Source organism: Nonomuraea sp. NPDC049158, from assembly GCF_040648335.1.
GTDB lineage: Bacteria > Actinomycetota > Actinomycetes > Streptosporangiales > Streptosporangiaceae > Nonomuraea.
On sequence record NZ_JBEZDM010000047.1, the window covers coordinates 1 to 13,891 of the forward strand.

Genomic DNA, 13,891 nt, shown 5'->3' on the forward strand with positions numbered 1-13,891 from the left:
CAGCCGATGGCATGCACCAACTCGGTCTCACGACCTGAGAACGCTTCGGCCCTGGGTCGGGTCGCCCGGGGAATCGCACCCCGGGCGACCCGACCCGGGCTCCCGCACTGAATCTCACGCGGCGGGGCAGATCGGTGACGGGTCGGTCGCGGCCGGTTCGGTCACCGCCGGCCGGAGCATGTCGCGGAAGTCCAGCGTCAGCGGGCTGGCGCAACCGGGCCGGAAGATCTTGATGAGGCCTTCGTGGCCGGAAGCCCGGAGGAACTCCCCGTCGACCAGCGGCCAGACGGTCAGGTCGTCGGGCTGCTTCACCTCGTCGATCTCCAGGATCCGGTTCAGGTACTTGACGCCGAACCGGTGCAGTTGGAACCGGAAGGTGTGGCCGTCCGGGGCGTGAAAGGTGTAGGGCGTGGTGACATCGAGGTTCCTCGGCAGTCCGGCATTGAGTTCCTTGATCTTGGTCGCGAAGACGCTGAACGGCATCTTCGACTTCTCCACCGCGTAGAAGAACCCGGCGTTCTCGTAGATCCCTGGCTGGACGCCTTTCTTGTTGATCTGGATCGCCACGTGGAAGCCGGTCCCGCCACACTTGTCGGAGTCGAGCAGCAGCCACTGCCCGTTGGACTCCGGCCCCACGCACCGTTGCCAGCGCTCGGGCACCACGCCCTGCAGGCCGCAGGCGAAGCCTCCGGCCACGCATGTGTTGACCACATCCCGGTCCGGAGGCGTGTGGCCCGGGCGGCGGCCGCCCTCGAAGCGGATGAGATCGGCGAACTCCAGATTGAGCGTGGTCGGCATCAGCGTGGTCGACTGAGCGTTGCCTCGCTGCGGGAACCCGGTGATCTCATCCATCCGGTAACCGCTGTTGAGGAACACACCACCCGCGCTGATCATGAATGAGGGCGAGCTGGAGTAGATCTCGACGCCTCCCTCGGCCCGGTCCGCGTCCGGATGGATCTTCGGCCGATCGCCGTGGTAGAAGCGCTCCTGGTACGGCGTGCCCTTGTTCATCGCCAGCTCGTAGGCGGCCCGCGGCGGCCGGTAGGCCGACAGCCCGGCGATGGACGCCTCGATCCGCCATGCCCCGGGAATCTTCCCGCCGGTGAACTCCGACATGCCGGTGTAGAGCTGGAAGAAGCCCGTCTGCGGGTCGGAGTCGCCGCTGAAGTAACTCTTGTTGGCGGCGTCGGTGTACTTGGCCAGCCGCCGGAACGGCCCGGCCCTGCGCAGCTTGTTGCTCGACACGGCGAACTTCGTGGTCGCGTAGTCCAGCACGATCCGCGCCGCCGCCCGTACCCGCGGCTGCTGGGCGAAGTCGTACAGGTTCAGCAGCCCATTCAGCGAGTAGCGCTGGTACGGCCGCGCGTTGAACTCCAGGAAGTCGTGCTGGGCGATGGTCTGCATGAAACGCAGCAAGTAGAGGTCCATGCCGTTGACGTGGTTGTCCCAGATGGCGTTCCGCGTCTCGGCGAAGAAGATCTGGTTGGTCAGGTATCGGGCGCTCTCGATGAGCAGCAGGTGATTCTCCGACTCCGGCGAGACGAAGGCGCAGATCACCTTGCCCTCCTCGCTGGCCCGGTGCGGGCCGTTCATCGTCAGCAGCTCGTGGGTGATCTTCTGCCAGACGTCCAGGTCGAGCAGCGTCCGCTGCCGGTAGGCGATGTAGATGAGACCCTTGAGGAAGGTGTCGTAATCGCCGATCGTCTTCTTCTCGACCGGGCAGTCATCGGTCTCGGTGCCCACCGGTTTGGTGGTCATGTCGCGCAGGACCTCGTTGACCAGCAGGCGGTTGGGCAGCTCACCGGCGCAGGCGTCGCCGTCGCCTTCGAGCTCGACTCGTTTCAGCCGGCTGACCATGGTGGCCGCCTCGTCCTCGCCCGGCTGGGTGCCGTCGAGATCGAGGATCTTCTGGCAGGCGAGCTGCTCGACCACGGTCTTGGTGCGGTTGTCGTGGGTGGCCAGGGCCGCCATAGGAGTCGTCGCGGACATCGCGGAGATGTCCACGTCCTCGCTGAACGCAGTGGGCTTGAAGCCGACCGGGATCGTCCAGCCCTGCTTGCAGTGCGAGCCGGTGACGTTCTTGTCGCAGCCCTCCACGACGAAGGTGATCGGCCCCCACTCGGGCGGCAGCCCCACCCGGATCTTCCCGCTGATGCGGGAACCCTTGATCTCCTGCTGGCCCAGGTTCCTGCCGTCGCTGTCCCACCGGACGAGGAAGGCGTCGTAGTCGAAGCGGGGCTTGCTCGGGCCCCACTCGAAGACGGCCTGGCCTTCCTGCTGGTAGGCGGCCACCACCATGGTGTCGCCCTGGTCGGGCGACCAGGCCAGCTGGCCGTGCTGGAAGTCCTGCCGCTTGCCGCGCCTGCCGGCCACGTCCTGTTCGGGGCCGGTCGGGCAGCCGAGCAGGCCGGCCGAGCCGCGCAGTTCCTGCCAGCGTTCCCCGATCAGGCCGCCGGTCTGCCGCTCGCAGGCCGCCTGGCCCGGCCGGGCCTGGAGCTTGACGTGGACCGGGATCGTCCATCCCTGCTTGCATGTCGACTTGCCGAGGAAGCCGCCCTCGTCGCAGCCCTGGACGACGAAGGAGTAATCGCCCATGCCCTGCAGCCGCCTGGTCCAGCGGCCGAGGTCGCCGTCGTCGGGTGACATGAGTCTGGCCTTGAGCTCGTCCTGGCCCAGGTTCGCGCCGTCCTTGTCGTAGCGGATCTGGAAGAAGTCGTAGGTGTACGGCGTACTCGGGCCCCAGTCCACGCTGACCCTGTTGCCCAGCAGGTAGGCCGCGACCGTCATGTGCTCACCCTGGTCGGGAGACCAGACGATCTCGCCGCGTTCGAACGGCTGCCGTTCGCCGTGCCGGCCCGGTTCGTCCACGGCTGGTCCGGTGGCGCAGCCCAATGGGCCGTTCTCGTGGCCGAGGCTGTACCACTTGCTGTAGATCTCACCCTCGAAGTTCCCGATGAAGCACTTGGGCGGGACGCCGTCGCGGGTGCCGACGGTCAGATCCACGTGCGCGGTGACCGGGATGGCCCAGCCCTGGAGGCACTTGGACGAGCCATGACGGGGCTGGTCGCAGCCTTCCACGATGAAGAGGTAGTCGCCGTTCTTGTCGGGATCGATCACATGCGAGCCGGTCGTCGACGTGGCGAACCTGGCGGGTTCCTGACCCAGGTTCTGGCCGCCGAAGTCCCAGCGGACGAGGAAGGTGTCGTAGCTGAAGGGGTCGCTGGGACCGAACTCCACTACCGCGGACTTGCCCAACTGGTAGGCGGCGACCGTGAGGTCCTTGGCCTGGTCGGGCGACCAGGCGATCTGACCGTGCTCGAAGTCCTGGCGTTTGCCGTGACGGCCGGGCACGTCCTGTTCGGGGCCGGTGGGGCAGCCGAGCGGGCCGTCCGTGCCCTCCAGCAGGTCCCATCGGTCGTGGATGAGGCCGACCGGCGTGATCGCGCAAGGGCCGGCCGACGGGGTCTCGGCCCGGGCGGGCGGACCGGTCACCGCCAGCATGGCGGCGAGCAGGGCGAGCAGGGGGAGGATTCGGGTGCGCATGGCGTTCATCGTGAAAACGGGGCGCGTCCGGCACCAGAGTATGCCCCTACTCAGCAGCGGTCGCCGTGACACTGTCGTGCTGTCGGATCGATGATGACCGGCGTCCCGGAGAATTCTGCGAAGAAGTCCGGCAGGAGGTGTCGGATCGGGGCGGTGGTGTTCGTAGCAGGGGTGAGGCCGCCCGCAGGGGGCGGCGCCAAGGCGAAGGAACCGCGATCATGAAGCTGACGACCGTGACTCAGGTCACCATCGATGGAGTGACGCGTTGAGTCGCGGGTTGACTCGAAGGGCGTGACGATCCAGGTCTACCGGCCGGCCGGGCGCCCGCGATATGCAAGGGCCTGAAGTCCCCACCACTGAACCACGCTGTCTTGACACCACAGGAGATGATCTTCAGATGCGATACCTGGTTTCCGTGATCGATGACAAGAGCGATCCCGGCAGTACGGACAGGCAGCCTGCCATCAGCGCGTTCAACGAACGACTGATCGCCGAGGGCTACTGGGTTTTCGCGGGCGGACTCGCCGACACCGACGCGGCCACGGTCATCGACAACCGGGGCGAGCAGGCGGTGTTCACCGACGGGCCCTTCGTGGAGTCGAAGGAGTACCTCGCCGGCGTCTGGGTGTGGGAGGCCCCCGATCTGGATGTGGCGCTCAAGCTCGCCGCCGAGGCGTCGAAGGTCTGCGATCGGAAGATCGAAGTGCGGCCGTTCCAGTGAGCGACGTCGAGCAGGCGATCACCCGGGCCCACCACGACGAGTGGGCCCGGGTGGTGGCCGCCCTGACCAGGCGCTTCGGTGACCTCGACATCGCCGAGGAAGCGGCGGCCGAGGCGTTCACGACCGCCGTCGAGCGGTGGCGGGCCGACGGCGTACCGCCAAATCCCGGTGCCTGGCTGACCACCACCGCCAATCGCAAGGCCATCGACCGGATCCGGCGCGAGAACAAACGCGACGGCAAGCACAAGGAGGCTCAGATGCTGCACGACAACACCCCACCCGCGCCGCTGGGCGCCATCGACGACGACCGGCTCCGGCTGATCTTCACCTGCTGTCACCCGGCGCTGGCGGTGGAGGCGCGCGTGGCGTTGACGCTGCGCATGGTCGGCGGGTTGACCGTGCCCGAGATCGCCCGTGCCTTCCTGGTGCGGGGGAGCACCATGGAGCAGCGCATCACCCGCGCGAAGGCCAAGATCAAGGCGGCTGGCATCCCCTATCGGATGCCGTCCGCCGACGATCTGCCGGCTCGTGTCTCCGGTGTCCTGGCCGTCCTGTTCCTCGTCTTCAACGAGGGCTACCTGGCCAGCGGCCCCGACACCGATCCCGTACGGCAGGACCTGACCACCGAGGCGATCCGGCTCACCCGCCTGATCCGCGCGCTCCTGCCGCAGGACGGAGAAGTGGCCGGGCTGCTGGCGCTGATGCTGCTCATCGAGGCCCGCCGCCCCGCCCGGGTCTCGGCCGGCGGCGAACTGGTCCCGCTGGCCGAGCAGGACCGCGGCGCCTGGGACACGGAACTGATCGCCGAAGGTCATCGGCTGGTACGCGAGCGCCTGGCCGCTGCCGCTGCCGGGGTGGCTCCGGGCCGCTATCAGATCCACGCCGCGATCAACGCGGTGCACACCTCCGCCCGCGACATCCGCGACACCGACTGGTCGCAGGTCCTCGCCCTCTACGACCAGCTCGTCCGCCTCGACCCCTCGCCGATCATCGCTCTCAACCGGGCGATCGCCGTGGCCGAGCTCGACGGGCCGGAGGTGGCGCTGGCCATCGTGGACCGTCTCGCCGAGGCGTTGACCGGCTATCACGCCTACCACGCCACCCGCGCCGACCTGCTGCGCCGGTTGGGCCAAAGTCGGCAGTCACGCGCGGCCTACGACCGGGCCATCGAGCTGGCCGGCAACACCGGCGAGACCGCCTACCTCACCCGCCGCCGCGACCAACTGCAGTCGTGCGTCGAGCCGCCCGGCCGCAGCGGGTTCTCGCGCACGGTCAGTTCCGAGTAGGCGGCCGGGATTCGACCAGATAGCCGGTGCGGGCCCAGGCCGAACGCTGCCCGGTCGTGATGGCCGCCCCGAGCACCGTCGCTGATCCGGCGGTGGGGGCGCTGTTCATCGGCGTCATTGCCGGCGTGATCGTCATCGCTCACGCCTGCCCGACGGTGTCAGGGCTGCGCAGGCGGAGTCCGGCGGCGATGATCCAGGCGAAGCCGACCAGCACGGCGGCGTGTTCCAGCAGCCCGTGGACACGTCCGGCGATGGTGACCGCCTCGGGCCTGCCCGGCGGGTGGCAGAGGGCGGGATCGGTGGGCACGATCCCAGCCGCGACCAGCGCCAAGCTGGCGGCCGCGAGGAGGATCGGCCCCCGGACGGCTGCGCTGTTACCCGCCCGCTCAGCCTTTGATGAAGCGGCGGGTCATGTAGCGGCGGACCGGGGGCAGGGAGGCCAGCCGCAGAGGGAGCAGGCTCAGCCACAGCAGGGGTGGGCTGGTGGGGGCGTAGACGCCTTTGACCCGGCGGCCGAGCTTCTGCTTGCGTTCGGCTTCGGGCCGGATGGCCGCCTCCCACGCGGTCAGCGCGGCGGGGACGTCGCCGGGGTGTGCGGCCAGTTCGGTACCGAGGCGGTCGGCGCCGCCGACGGCCAGGGAAGAGCCGTACCCGGCGAACAGGGTGACGCACCAGGCGGCGTCGCCGAGCAGGACCACCCGGCCTTCGCTCCAGGACGGTGCGACGACTTGGCTGATGGTGTCGAAGTAGACCGACTCGGCCCGCTGGAGCCCGGCCAGGGCTTCGGGGATGATCCAGCCGAGGTCGCCGTAGACGCGCTGCAGTTCGGTGGTCACGTCCTCGCCTGGGCGGGCGTGGTCGGCGCGGTAGCCGAAGAAGGCGACGTTGCGGCCGTCGGCGATGCTGATGATGGCGGCGGTGCGGCCGCCGGAGGACAGGGTGCCGGTGGCGCCGGTGGCGATGCCGGCAGGGCGCTTGTCGAGCATGTAGACGGCGACCTTGTGCTCTAGGTCGAGCAGGAAGTCCTCTTCCGGGCCGAACATCAGGGCGCGGGTGGCCGAGTGCAGGCCGTCGGCGCCGATCAGCAGATCGCCCTCCTGCTGGGTGCCGTCGGTCAAGGTCACGCGTACGGTGTGCTCGTCCTGGTCGACGGCGGACAGGGTGGCGCCGAAGCGGACCTCGCCGTGATCGCGGACCTTCTCGTAGAGGACGGCTTCGAGGTCGCCGCGCAGGATGGTGATCGAGCGGGGGCCGGTGGTGGCGGAGATGGTGGCGCGGTCCAGGGAGAAGCGGCGTTCGCCGTTCGGTTTGTGGTAGACGAGTTCGTCGGTGATGAAGCCCTTCTTGAGCAGGTCGGGCAGGATGCCCATGCGTTCGGCGGCGTCGTAGCCGATGCCGCCGAAGGTGACGGCGTAGCCGCCGCCACGGCGGGCGGGGGCGCGTTCGATGATGAGGGTGTCCCAGCCGATCTGGTGCAGGCGCAGGGCGGTGGCCAGGCCGGCGATGCCGGCTCCGATGATGATGGCGCGCATAAAAGGGTGCCCCGCCCTGCTGGACCGCTGGCACCAGCAGAGCGTCTGACCCGGCCGCCGGCCGCCGGCTGCCGGCTGTGGGAGGCCGGGGCCTTCCTGGCTCGAGCTGGTGTACGCGCCGGCCGACAAGTAAGAGCCGGCAAGCGACACACAGTCACGGTGGCACCGGGGCAGGCGCCAGCCCGTCCCCGGTGCCGTTCAGTTCTCGGGTTGGGTCGTACCGGGGGCGACGGCGGTGTGATTCGGCGCCGACCCGGAGCGATTCCGGGCAGGACTGACGCCAGTGAACCTCACCGGTTGTAGAGCCTGCGTGCCCACAGATAACTGACCAGGGCGATGCCCGCGCTCCACACAGCCGCCTCCAGAAAGCTGGACCCGGCTGGACGCCCGGCCAGCAGGGCGCGCAGCGTCTCGATGACGGGGGTGACCGGCTGGTGCTCGGCGAACCACCGCAAAACGGTCGGCATCGACTCGGTTGGGACGAAGCCGCTGCCGAGGAACGGCAGCAGCATCAGCGGCATCGGCAGGTTGCTGGCCGTGGCCACGTTCTTGGTGACCATGGCGAGCGCGACCGACAGCCAGGTGATCGCGAAGGTGAACATGGCCAGCACACCGACCACGCCGAGCCAGTCCAGCGCCGAGGCGGACGGGCGGAACCCGATCAGCAAAGCCACCGCGGTCACCATGGCGATCGCGAGGAACGTCTGCACCAGCGCCCCGAGTACGTGCCCGGTGAGCACCGAGACGCGGGCGATGGCCATGGTCTTGAACCTGGCGATGATGCCCTCGGTCATGTCGGTCGCCACTGAGATCGCGGTCCCCTGCGCGGCCCCGACGATCGTCGTGATCATGATGCCGGGGGTGAGGTAACCGACGTAGGCGGCGCGGTCGGCGCCGATGCCCGCGCCCATGGTGCCGCCGAGGACGTAGACGAACAGCAGCAGGAACACCACGGGCACGGCCGCGAACGTGAGGATCAGCGTGGGGTAGCGCCAGATGTGTTTGACCTGGCGCCGCAGCATCGTCGCCGAGTCGGTGATCGCTCTCATCGGGAGGGCTCCTTGGCCGAGGGCTCCTGGGTCAGGGTGAGGAAGACGTCGTCCAGGTCGGGGGTGTGCACCGACAACTCGGCGACGTCGATGGCATGCGTGTCCAGCCACTCCAGGAGCTTCCTCAGCGTCCTGACTCCGCCGGAGTCGGGGATCTGGACGGTGAGCGCCGCGTCGTTGCTGGAGGTGGCGCCGACGTGGCCCGCCGCCCTGCGGTACCCGTCGGGGTCGGCGAAGCGTAGGACGATATGGCCGCCGGGGACCATCCGCTTGAGTTCCTCAGGAGTGCCCTCGGCCACCAGCCGGCCCTTGCTGAGCAGGGCGATGCGGTCGGCGAGTTCGTCGGCCTCCTCCAGGTATTGGGTGGTCAGGAAGATGGTCACGCCGTCCTGCTGGACGAGGTCCCTGACGATCTGCCACATGGTGCGGCGGCTGCGCGGGTCCAGGCCCGTGGTCGGTTCGTCGAGGAAGATGAGCCTGGGCGTGCCGACCATGGTCATGGCGAGGTCGAGCCGGCGGCGCATGCCGCCGGAGTAGGTGGCCGCGGGCTTGCGCGCGGCGTCGGTGAGGTCGAAGCGCTCCAGCAGTTCGCGGGCGCGCGTGCGACCCTTGGCTCGGCCGAGGTGGAGCAGGTCGGCCATGAGCCGCAGGTTCTCCTCGCCGGTGAGGAAGCTGTCGACGGCGGAGAACTGGCCGGTGACGCCGATCGCGGCGCGCACCTCGTCGGGTTCCTTGGCCAGGTCGTGCCCGGCCACCCAGATCTCGCCCGCGTCGGCCTTGATCAGGGTGGACAGGATCTGCACTGCGGTGGTCTTGCCCGCGCCGTTCGGGCCGAGCAGCGAGAAGACGGTGCCCTGCGCGATGGTGAGGTCGATGTCGTCCAGGACGCGGTGGGCGCCGTAGGACTTGCGCAGCCCCGTCACCGAGACGAAGGTTCGCATCGCGTTCACCCCCGATCCCAGGTGACGGGCAGGCTGTGCACGCCGTACACCTGCGACGGGTCGGTGCGCAGCGACAGCTCTTCAGCCGGTACGGCGAGCCGCAGCGTCGGGAAGCGGGTGAGTAGCGCGGGAAACGCGACACGCATCTCGACGCGGGCAAGCTGCTGACCGAGGCACTGATGGACGCCGTGACCGAAGGCCAGATGCCCGGCGGCCGAGCGGCGCAGGTCGAGCGTGTCGGGGTCGGAGAACCTGGCCGGGTCCCTGTTGGCGGCGTTGATCGCGATGATGACCGTGTCGCCGGCCTTGAGCTGCCTGCCGCCGAGCTCCATGTTCTCCCGCACGCCGCGCATACCGGTGGCGGCGACGGACAGGTAGCGCAGCAGTTCCTCCACGGCGCCGACGGCCAGGTCGGGGTCGCCGCGCAGGGCGGTGAGCTGGGCCGGGTCGCGCAGCAGGGCGAAGGTGCCGAGCGCGAGCATGTTGGCGGTGGTGTCGAGCCCGGCGCCGAGCAGGAAGGCGGCCACGCCGCCGAGCTCCTCGTCGGTCAGGTCGCCGCCGGTGGCCAGGTCGCTGAGCAGGTCGTCGGTCGGCTTGGCCCGCTTGGCGAGCGCGAGCTCTCGCAGGTAGGTGCCGAGCTCGACGAAGGCGGCGTACTGCGCCTCGGCGGTCCCGGCTTCCGACAGGGTCCGGGTGGAGCTCTGGAACTGGTCGCGGTCCTCGTACGGTACGCCGAGCAGCTCACAGATCATCAGCGCTGGAACCGGCTGCGCGAAGACCTCGACGAGGTCGGCGGGCGGCCCCTGCCGCTCCATCGCGTCGAGCCGTTCACGGGTGATCTCGGTGACCCGATCGGTGAGCAGGTTCATTCTGCGGACGGTGAACTTGCCCGCCAGCAGTTTGCGTAGGCGGGTGTGCTGGGGTGCGTCCATGCCGGTCAGGTCGCCGACGGGGGCGGGCGGCAGGTGGCCGCCCGCCAGGGGGTGATAGTGGGTTTCGTAGCGGGAGCTGAAGCGCGGGTCGGCGAGGATCTGGCGGACCAGGTCGTATCCGGTGATCATCCAGACGCCGGGGGCGCCCTCGGGCGCGGCCAGGCGGGCGATCGGCTGCTCCGCGCGCAGGGCGGTGAGCGAAGGGGCGGGATCGAAGGGACAGGCGGGTGCGCGGTCGAGGGACGGGGCGACCGGTTCATCACGATAGTACGTGTTCGACATGATTGAAAGCTACGTTGCTTTCAGAAATTCTGTCAATCAATCGATGTGCCTATGTGCAGCTCAACGCCGATATATTGATGCGTTGACAGTGAAGCTGAATGCAATGAAACGTTGCATTGTGTGGCGCCGAACGCAATAATGGCGTCATGCCAGAAGGAAGGTTGACCCAGCAGGAGCGCCAGCGCATCGCGACCGGCCTGGCCGAAGGCCGCTCCTACGCCGAGATCGCCAGGCGGCTGGACCGGCCGACCTCGACGATCAGCCGCGAGGTCGGCCGCAACGGCGGCCCCGGCGACTACCGGCCCGAGCGGGCGCACCAGGCGGCAGCGCGGCGGGCGCGGCGCGGCACCCCGGCCCGTTCGCCCGAGGCCGAACCCCGGGGCCACGAGGTCTTCGAGGTGGAAGAAGAAGCCGTCGAGATGGCGACCGGGATGGGCCTGCCGAAGATGATGGCGCGCGTGCTCATCGGCCTGTGGCTGAGCGAGGACGGCAGGCTCACCGCGGCCGAATTGTCGCGCGGGCTGAAAGTCAGTCCCGCCTCGATCTCCATGGCCGTGCGCTACCTGGCCCAGCAGGGCCTGATCAGGCGCGAGCGTGATCCGCAGCGACGGCGCGACATCTACGTGGTCGACGACGACGCCTGGTACCACTCGACGGTGATCGGCTCGCGGCAGACGCTCGCGGCGGCGGAGATCGCGAAGGCGGCGGGGGAGGCGCTCGGGCTCAACACGCCCGTGGGAAGCCGCCTGGCCAGGGGCGGTGCGTTCCTGGAGCGGATCAGCCTGGACGCTCTGGCGTCGGCCGAACGCTGGCGCGGCCTCCCGCCGTGAACACACCGCTGGGATCGCGCCCCGGATTGTGGTCCGATCGCCCCCCGACGCCCCTGTTCGACCTGCGTAACGAAACTCCCGCCCCCAGCGCCACCGTCTGTTCGACGGGGCGGTGGCGTACATGCTGGAGGCGGGATCTCGCCCTCACGGGCCTTTTCGGTTGCTCAGGCGAAATCAGTTGGCGGGCTTGCCGAACCAGCGGGAGAGGTGGTCGTCCAGGTCCTGCTGATCGTCGCCGATCCAGGCGACGTGGCCGTCGGGGCGGAGCAGGACGCACGGAACATCCAGTTCCGCAGTGGGATCCGCGAGGTAGTCGACCCGGTCTGACCAGCCGCCGACGGTCAGGCGTTCGGTGCGGTCCAGCAGCAGGCCGCGGCCGCGGTGCAGCAGACCGTACAGGTGTCCCTGTTTCACGTCGATGTCGCGCAGGCGGCGGCCGAGCAGGTCGGGGCCCTCGCCGAAGTCGTAGCGGATGCCGATCGCGGTGATCTTCTCGATCAGATGGCGGTTCACCTCGTCGAAGTCCATCAGTTCGGTGAGCAGCCTGCGCACGGCCTGCGGGCCCGGTTCGGGGGAATGCAGTTCCATCTGGGCGCGGGTGTTGTCCAGTACGTCCTCGGCGACCGGATGACGTTCGGCCTGGTAGGTGTCCAGCAGTGTCTCCGGCGCCCAGCCGCGGATCTGTGCGGCCAGTTTCCAGCCGAGGTTGACCGCGTCCTGAACGCCCAGGTTGAGGCCCTGTCCGCCGGTGGGCGGATGGATGTGTGCCGCATCGCCGGCCAGGAGCACCCGCCCGACCCGATAGCGCTCGGCCAGCCGGGTGGCATCTCCGAAGCGGGACATCCAGCGCGGGGAGTGCACGCCGAAATCGGTCCCGGCGATGGCGCGCAGCTGTCGTTGGAAATCCTCGAGAGTGGGCGGTTCCGCGCGGTCGCTGACTCCCGCGGCGGGGACGAGGACGCTGTAGACGCCTTCGCCGAAGGGCCGGAGCCAGAATTGCTTATGGGTGTCGTGGAGTTCGGTCACCTTGGCGGTGATCTCCTCCTGCGGCACACCCACTTCCATCGCGCCCATCAGCGTCTCGGTCCGTGAGGGCTCGCCGGGGAAGCCGACGCCGAGCAGTTTGCGTACCGTACTGCGCCCGCCGTCACAGCCGATGAGATAGCGCGTACGCAGCTGTTGCCCGTCGGCCAGCTCGACGGTGACACCCTCGTCGTCCTGCTCGAAACCGGCGACCGCGCAACCGCGCCGGACCTGCGCACCCTGTTCGATCGCATGCTCTTCTAGCAGGCGTTCGACGACCGGCTGCGGGATGCCCAGCAGATAGGCGTACGCGGAATCCAGGCCCTTGGGCGCGGGTTTGGGGATGGCGGCGAAGAATCCGGCGGCCGGACGCTGTCTTCCGTGCTGGAGAATGCGATCCAGCAGTCCGCGCATCGCCATCAGCTCGAGACTGCGGATATGCAGACCGACTATGCGGACGAACGACTTGGGCTCGGTTTCCTTCTCCAGAACGAGTACCCGCACATTGTGCAGCCGCAGTTCGGCGGCCAGCATCGCGCCAGTCGGCCCGCACCCGGCAATGATCACGTCGACCATGAGGGGCGCGCGAGCGGCGTCGGAGGCCGGCGACGAGAGTCCGGGGGCGTCGCCCGCGAGGGAGTCGCGCTCGACCCTGTCGTTCGACGCGGGGACCTGCTGAGAGTGCATAGGTGTTGCCTTTCGGGGAGTGCCTTGTTGGCGAGGCGCTCCCGGCGACACCTACGTCAATCGCCCGGCCGTGACGGGAAGGGGGAGCACCCACATCGATACAGCGTTCATGGGTCTCACCTCCTCGGGCGGCGTCACGGTCACCCGCAAGGTACAAGCCCGAGCATCACCCCGTCCAATCCTTTTCCAGCCCCGTGACCACGACTCCGAACGGGGACGCGTTCGCCAAGAAGTACGAGACGCAGACAGACGTCAAGCTCAACCTGCAGATCATCAGGTCAAACGCATGCGGTGGTCCGGGGTGGCCCTCTGAGTACTAGTTACAAGGGGGCATGGAAAGGCGGTCCGCAGGCTCTCGGCCCTTGATGGAATCGAGTCCAGCGAAAAGGCAAGCCGCGGGAATCCCGATCGCGGTATGCGAATCCGTCTTCCGCGAAGAATCTTTGAGGAGAGTTCGCGATGTATCACGTTGCTGTCTACTTCGATGTCAAGCCCGGTCATGTCGATGAGTTCGTCGCGGCCGCGCAGCAGGACGGGCGCAGATCATCACCCCGCTGGTCGAGGGCGGCGCCCCGACCTGGCTCATCCGCGGCGACCGCGTGCGGGAGCAGCAGGTGGCGGTGGTCGGCGACAGTGCGCTGGGCTTCCGCTACGCCGACCACGTCGCGCTGCGGGTCGATGACTACGACGAGTCGCTCGCGTTCTACACCGACAAGCTCGGCTTCCAGCTGGTCAAGGAGTGGACGCTCGGCGACGCGGTGCCCGGCGTGCGGTTCGCCTACGTCCGGCTGGGCGAGTTCGAGATCGAGCTGATCGGAGACGGGCAGCCCAGCCCGGCCGCGGCGCAGAACGATCTCGGCGACCACCTCGGACGCAGCGGATACATCCACCTGTGCCTGCGCGTTGCCGACCTGGACAAGAGCGTCGAGGAGCTGCGAGGCCGCGGGGTCACCGTCTTCGCCGAGCCGTTCGTGGTCGATCCCATCGGCCATCGGCTGGCGATGATCAAAGACAACAGCGGGAACGTCATCGAGCTGGCCCAGGCCGTCGCCGCTTGACCGATCC

At 68.8% G+C, this 13,891-nt stretch carries 12 protein-coding genes; 4 read left to right on the plus strand and 8 right to left on the minus strand.

Going from position 1 to position 13,891, the window contains the following annotated elements; translation table 11 throughout:
* Positions 1–114: 114 nt before the first annotated feature.
* Entirely contained in the window at positions 115–3,543 is a 3,429-nt protein-coding gene (locus AB0B61_RS50750) for a hypothetical protein (protein WP_358448428.1), read from the minus strand.
* A gap of 397 nt (positions 3,544–3,940) precedes the next feature.
* Here AB0B61_RS50750 and AB0B61_RS50755 point away from each other — a divergent pair, with 397 nt between their 5' ends.
* Both AB0B61_RS50755 and AB0B61_RS50760 read left to right on the plus strand, forming a co-directional pair.
* Positions 3,941–4,264 carry a YciI family protein gene (locus AB0B61_RS50755; protein WP_358448430.1) on the plus strand — a complete coding sequence of 108 codons (324 nt, stop codon included), beginning with the start codon at positions 3,941–3,943 and terminating at the stop codon, positions 4,262–4,264.
* The gene (locus tag AB0B61_RS50760) at positions 4,261–5,550 is read left to right on the plus strand and encodes an RNA polymerase sigma factor (protein ID WP_358448432.1); all 1,290 of its coding nucleotides are present in this window, start codon (positions 4,261–4,263) and stop codon (positions 5,548–5,550) included. The genes AB0B61_RS50755 and AB0B61_RS50760 overlap by 4 nt, the downstream gene beginning before the upstream one ends.
* Here AB0B61_RS50760 and AB0B61_RS50765 read toward each other — a convergent pair.
* The 6 genes from AB0B61_RS50765 to AB0B61_RS50790 all read right to left on the minus strand — a co-directional run bounded on the left by AB0B61_RS50765 (position 5,537) and on the right by AB0B61_RS50790 (position 10,286).
* On the minus strand, positions 5,537–5,686 hold the full coding sequence (locus AB0B61_RS50765; protein ID WP_358448434.1) for a hypothetical protein: 150 nt from the start codon (positions 5,684–5,686) through the stop codon (positions 5,537–5,539). The two genes, AB0B61_RS50760 and AB0B61_RS50765, sit on opposite strands and share 14 nt — an antisense overlap.
* Before the next feature lie 3 nt (positions 5,687–5,689).
* A complete protein-coding gene (locus tag AB0B61_RS50770; protein ID WP_358448436.1) occupies positions 5,690–5,857 on the minus strand; it encodes a hypothetical protein in 168 nt (55 codons plus the stop codon).
* A 79-nt stretch (positions 5,858–5,936) separates the two neighbouring features.
* Positions 5,937–7,082 carry an FAD-dependent monooxygenase gene (locus AB0B61_RS50775; protein ID WP_358448438.1) on the minus strand — a complete coding sequence of 382 codons (1,146 nt, stop codon included), beginning with the start codon at positions 7,080–7,082 and terminating at the stop codon, positions 5,937–5,939.
* A gap of 290 nt (positions 7,083–7,372) precedes the next feature.
* Positions 7,373–8,131: an ABC transporter permease gene (locus AB0B61_RS50780; RefSeq protein WP_358448440.1), complete on the minus strand. Its 759-nt coding sequence runs from the start codon at positions 8,129–8,131 to the stop codon at positions 7,373–7,375.
* Complete coding sequence (locus AB0B61_RS50785; protein WP_358448442.1) at positions 8,128–9,072, minus strand: ATP-binding cassette domain-containing protein; 945 nt, start codon at positions 9,070–9,072, stop codon at positions 8,128–8,130. The genes AB0B61_RS50780 and AB0B61_RS50785 overlap by 4 nt, the downstream gene beginning before the upstream one ends.
* Before the next feature lie 5 nt (positions 9,073–9,077).
* Positions 9,078–10,286 carry a cytochrome P450 gene (locus AB0B61_RS50790; RefSeq protein WP_358448444.1) on the minus strand — a complete coding sequence of 403 codons (1,209 nt, stop codon included), beginning with the start codon at positions 10,284–10,286 and terminating at the stop codon, positions 9,078–9,080.
* 146 nt (positions 10,287–10,432) lie between these two features.
* Here AB0B61_RS50790 and AB0B61_RS50795 point away from each other — a divergent pair, with 146 nt between their 5' ends.
* Positions 10,433–11,116, plus strand: a complete 684-nt coding sequence (locus AB0B61_RS50795; protein WP_358448446.1) for a helix-turn-helix domain-containing protein — start codon at positions 10,433–10,435, stop codon at positions 11,114–11,116.
* 174 nt (positions 11,117–11,290) lie between these two features.
* Here AB0B61_RS50795 and rox read toward each other — a convergent pair whose 3' ends face one another.
* Positions 11,291–12,715, minus strand: coding sequence for a rifampin monooxygenase (rox, locus tag AB0B61_RS50800; RefSeq protein ID WP_358448569.1), 1,425 nt, complete (start codon positions 12,713–12,715; stop codon positions 11,291–11,293).
* A gap of 710 nt (positions 12,716–13,425) precedes the next feature.
* Here rox and AB0B61_RS50805 point away from each other — a divergent pair.
* Complete coding sequence (locus AB0B61_RS50805; RefSeq protein ID WP_358448448.1) at positions 13,426–13,884, plus strand: VOC family protein; 459 nt, start codon at positions 13,426–13,428, stop codon at positions 13,882–13,884.
* The last annotated feature ends 7 nt before the right edge of the window (positions 13,885–13,891 follow it).

Bases quoted from the DNA above. Each gene is read 5' to 3' on its own strand.
- AB0B61_RS50750 (WP_358448428.1), bottom strand. From the start codon at position 3,543: ATGCGCACCCGAATCCTCCCCCTGCTCGCCCTGCTCGCCGCCATGCTG.
- AB0B61_RS50765 (WP_358448434.1), bottom strand. From the start codon at position 5,686: ATGACGATCACGCCGGCAATGACGCCGATGAACAGCGCCCCCACCGCC.
- AB0B61_RS50795 (WP_358448446.1), top strand. From the start codon at position 10,433: ATGCCAGAAGGAAGGTTGACCCAGCAGGAGCGCCAGCGCATCGCGACC.
- AB0B61_RS50785 (WP_358448442.1), bottom strand. From the start codon at position 9,072: ATGCGAACCTTCGTCTCGGTGACGGGGCTGCGCAAGTCCTACGGCGCC.
- rox (WP_358448569.1), bottom strand. From the start codon at position 12,715: ATGGTCGACGTGATCATTGCCGGGTGCGGGCCGACTGGCGCGATGCTG.
- AB0B61_RS50790 (WP_358448444.1), bottom strand. From the start codon at position 10,286: ATGTCGAACACGTACTATCGTGATGAACCGGTCGCCCCGTCCCTCGAC.
- AB0B61_RS50780 (WP_358448440.1), bottom strand. From the start codon at position 8,131: ATGAGAGCGATCACCGACTCGGCGACGATGCTGCGGCGCCAGGTCAAA.
- AB0B61_RS50755 (WP_358448430.1), top strand. From the start codon at position 3,941: ATGCGATACCTGGTTTCCGTGATCGATGACAAGAGCGATCCCGGCAGT.
- AB0B61_RS50775 (WP_358448438.1), bottom strand. From the start codon at position 7,082: ATGCGCGCCATCATCATCGGAGCCGGCATCGCCGGCCTGGCCACCGCC.